General features: G+C 39.1%; 5 protein-coding genes. All 5 read left to right on the plus strand.

The genetic code is table 11. The features are described from left to right. Positions 1-387, plus strand: a 387-nt coding sequence (locus KKG99_17585; GenBank protein MBU1014810.1) for a hypothetical protein, incomplete at its 5' end; no start/stop codon positions are given. Between the two features lie 2 nt (positions 388-389). After that, entirely contained in the window at positions 390-1,514 is a 1,125-nt protein-coding gene (locus KKG99_17590; protein MBU1014811.1) for a hypothetical protein, read from the plus strand. A 59-nt stretch (positions 1,515-1,573) separates the two neighbouring features. After that, positions 1,574-2,290, plus strand: a complete 717-nt coding sequence (locus KKG99_17595) for a hypothetical protein (protein ID MBU1014812.1) — start codon at positions 1,574-1,576, stop codon at positions 2,288-2,290. A gap of 12 nt (positions 2,291-2,302) precedes the next feature. Beyond that, positions 2,303-3,154 (plus strand): hypothetical protein, encoded by an 852-nt coding sequence (locus KKG99_17600; GenBank protein MBU1014813.1) that lies wholly within the window; start codon positions 2,303-2,305, stop codon positions 3,152-3,154. Beyond that, positions 3,154-3,787: hypothetical protein (locus tag KKG99_17605; protein ID MBU1014814.1), on the plus strand; the 634-nt coding region annotated here is incomplete at its 3' end. The genes KKG99_17600 and KKG99_17605, both read left to right, overlap by 1 nt.

Raw genomic sequence — 3,787 nt, forward strand, 5'->3', positions numbered from 1 at the left:
AGTTATCCTTATCGGTATTCAGCTTTCTTTGAAGGCAAAATTCAAATCATCAACAGGGGTGTCCAGAAGGCACCTCTTTTAATTGAAATCATGGGTGCAGTAAGTGACCCAGAGATTATTATCAGAAAAAACAGTAATATCGTTACGATGCTTAGACTTTATTACACGCAGTTAAACGGTGAAATTCACATCTCAGCTATACCGAATAAGCAATACATACGTCAAATTGATAACGGTGAGATCCTATCGATCTATGGCTCACAAGATTTCACTTGTGACAATTTTCTCTTTGTTGAACCAGGAGAGTATGAAGTGGAATTCAAACCAGGAGTCGCTAGTCTTACCACGTGTCGCATCACTCTACTTGAAGGGTATCTGGGGGTATAGGTATGCAACTTGTATTCCTGGATAGATTAAACCTCGCCTATAAAGACTATGGCTATGTCGATAAGGATTTTGAAATCATACTTGATCTAGTCATTATTCAAAAATCAACCTTCATGGTGAATAAGACAAAACTCAATGCTTCCATTGGGGATATTGTCATCTTAAAGGATGCACCGATTCACTTTATTGGTATTGTTGAAAGACTAGAAGTAGCAGACAAGCACCGGACATCAGTTCATGTACTAGATTTTAAAGAGATGTTTTCAATTGACATTCCAGTTCAAAGTTTTACAGGTGATTTAGGATTATACCTAGAAAATGTTTTATTAAGTCACTTTAAGGAAAGCGATGATGCATTACAGAATTTGAGTTATCTTTCCATACAACGAAATGCGAGTGTACAAGGCGATTTATCCTTTGAAGTAGATAAAATTATGTCATTGGCATCACTCATGGAACTTATCACTAAATCGTATGGTTTAAGACTAACCTTTGAAGCAGTGTATTTAAGAGGAAGGGTAACTGGTATTATCTTTCGAATCAGCGAAGTTCAGCGTGGTATCAAACTCAAAAACAACTATCAAGCAATTCAGGATTTGGTTGTCAATGACAGTTCAAGTCAGATGGTCAATAAACTCACCTACTATCCAAAGAGTGAAAATGTCTTATATAAATCAACCATCGAGTATTTTTTACTTAAAAATGGTGAGTTGACACAAGATATCAATCATCTGAATCGCTATCAAAGTGTCAAACCAAAAGCATCCTTTTATACGGATAGTGACTATCCATCTCTTCAAACCAAAGCAAGATCAGAGATGATCACATCGAAACTAGACCATAATATTACATTCACGATTAAATCCGATAATGATGTCATACAGCCGATGAAAAACATCGAACTAGGAGATTTTATCGAGTTCATGAACAACAATCAAATCTATGATTCGGTAGTTACAAGCATCAAATTTAACAATGGATTTCATCAAGCTACCATGACGTTGGGTGAATATCGCATCAAATTGACTGAGAAGATTCAGCTTTTGAATAAGAGCGTGAATTCAGCTGCAGGTCATGTCTCAATACAAACAACTGGGATCACAGATCTCGATGGAGGTGAATTCTAATGGGAATTCAAAAAGTAACCTTTGATGGTGCAAACGTCACATCAAAAATTGATGCGGATTTGTATTATTTTTTATTTTCAAGTGATGTTGGTATTCTGAAAAACGTGAAATCGCAATGCAGTTATACCCTAGCTAACAACACGATTACATTGTTAGATGGCTATGTTTCAGTTTACGGACGAATCATCTATATCGAAAATCAAACAATGATATCTGTTACGCCAGATTCAAGTAAGTACGGCTATGTTGTACTTGGTGTTGATACACAAGTGAATATAGTGAGTCTTTACATCAAAGAAGCGGTTGGTACTTATCCGGTACTTACACAAACCAATCTTCAAAATGCAGAAGGATTATATGAGTACGCTTTGGCAGCTTACTCTAAAACAACCACATCAGTTAACCTCATTAACGAGTTTGAACGACAGATGATCACATCGGATCGTGTAAGAGTTGAGGAACTTGAATCAAAGTTGAAGGATTTCTACTATCCACAAAAACTTGGATTAACCAAGATTAGTAACGGTGTTTACCGTTTTGGCGATGTTAACTCGGCTATCTTAATGGAAAGCATTCTCTATGTTGTGATTGAAAACACAACCATTGTAAGTCTACCTACCAATCAATTGTTTATTGTCGTTGGCTCAAATTCATCACTTAGCTATCGGTATGGTGGAGCGGATTATTCACTCAGCATCTCTTATGCAAGTGGACTTGTCACATTGTCATTGGGCAACACCTCACATCGTGTGACGCAAGCATATCTCAAAAAATAAGGAGGAAATATCATGGCAACAATTCAAATTAAACGCAGAACCACAGCTGGTACTGGACCACTCGTTGGAACTACTGGAACGATTAAAGCTGGAGAACCGCTAGTCGATTTTTCTGGTGAGCATCTCTATATCGCAAAGGCTGATAAAACAGGTAGTGTAGGTACACCACTTGCAGAATCGGATTATCTAAAGATTCCTGGAGTCGCGAAAGTTGATACTCAAATTGATACCAAGATAACAGCGCTTGGATTAGGTACAGCTGCAACTAAAAACACCGGAACTGGAAACGGGAATATTCCGATTCTTGATGCTGATGGAAAACTCTCGGACTCAGTGATTCCAAAAGTAGCGATTACGAACACTTGGGTCGTAGCAAGCCAAGCAGCAATGCTAGCTTTATCCAATGCTCAAGAAGGGGATGTGGCTGTCAGAACAGACATCAATAAATCCTTTATTCTTAAAACTTCTGGCTATGCAACATTAGCTAACTGGCAAGAGCTATTAACTCCCACTGATTCTGTAACAAGCGTCAACGGTTCAACTGGAGCTGTTACTATTACTCTTGCAGGACTTGGCGGTGTATCAACTACTACATATAATGCCCACGTTGCAGCCGACGTCCACTTAACCACGACTCAAAAAGCAGTGCTATCTAATGCTTTCAACACTCGAATCTTAATCGGAGCAGGTACTGAAGCCTCAGTTACACAAGCAGCTTTCGACGCTGCAGTATTATCGGGTGGTCTAAAACTATACCAGTATATCGATTCAAACTACACGCCTAGTGTTGTTAAATATGCTCTTGGAATCGATACCACAAAGGTATTACAACCCTCATCGATTATTGATGGTGGAACCTACTAATGGCAATTCTTCGGGTGAAACGTGGCACTACAAAGCCCTCGACAGCGAACCTTTCCTATGTAGGGGAATTAGCCTTCGACTACTCAAACAACGCGCTCTATGCACGAAATTCAACGTCTGTGGTGAAGGTGGGTGGTGAGCTTGAACTAGTCTATGCTTATGAAGGCATTGCGTATACTTGCAGTGCTTCATTGGTGTTTGATCCTGCATATATCTATAAGGTTCATGTAGTCGCAACCACGCAAGGTACATCGGTTGATTCATCATCGACACTTATTTATTACCGTACTTCGGGTTTATCCAATCTTATCGGTTCCTATGTGGCTACCTATTCAAACGATGTGGCAACAATAATCACAAAGACCTCAGCAAGAAGCACATCATCATTCACCATTCCCGATACTCATTCTTCTGGAGTTACGATCACAAGTGGGATTTCAAAGGTGATTGATTTCGAATTATCACCAACATTTGCGCTTTCACTAAATGACACACAACAGTGGCTAGCATACGGAAAAGCAATTACTTCAGTAACTGGCCAAGGAAATGCAACCCTTACAATGGTCGATTTTGCTCATACGATCAATGGCACTATTGGAAATCTCTACATCAATCCAGGACTTAATCTTGGAT

The organism is Bacteroidota bacterium (genome assembly GCA_018816945.1).
GTDB lineage: Bacteria > Bacteroidota > Bacteroidia > Bacteroidales.

Excerpts from the sequence above, each read along its gene's own strand:
- KKG99_17600 (MBU1014813.1), top strand. The coding sequence starts at position 2,303 with ATGGCAACAATTCAAATTAAACGCAGAACCACAGCTGGTACTGGACCA.
- KKG99_17590 (MBU1014811.1), top strand. The coding sequence starts at position 390 with ATGCAACTTGTATTCCTGGATAGATTAAACCTCGCCTATAAAGACTAT.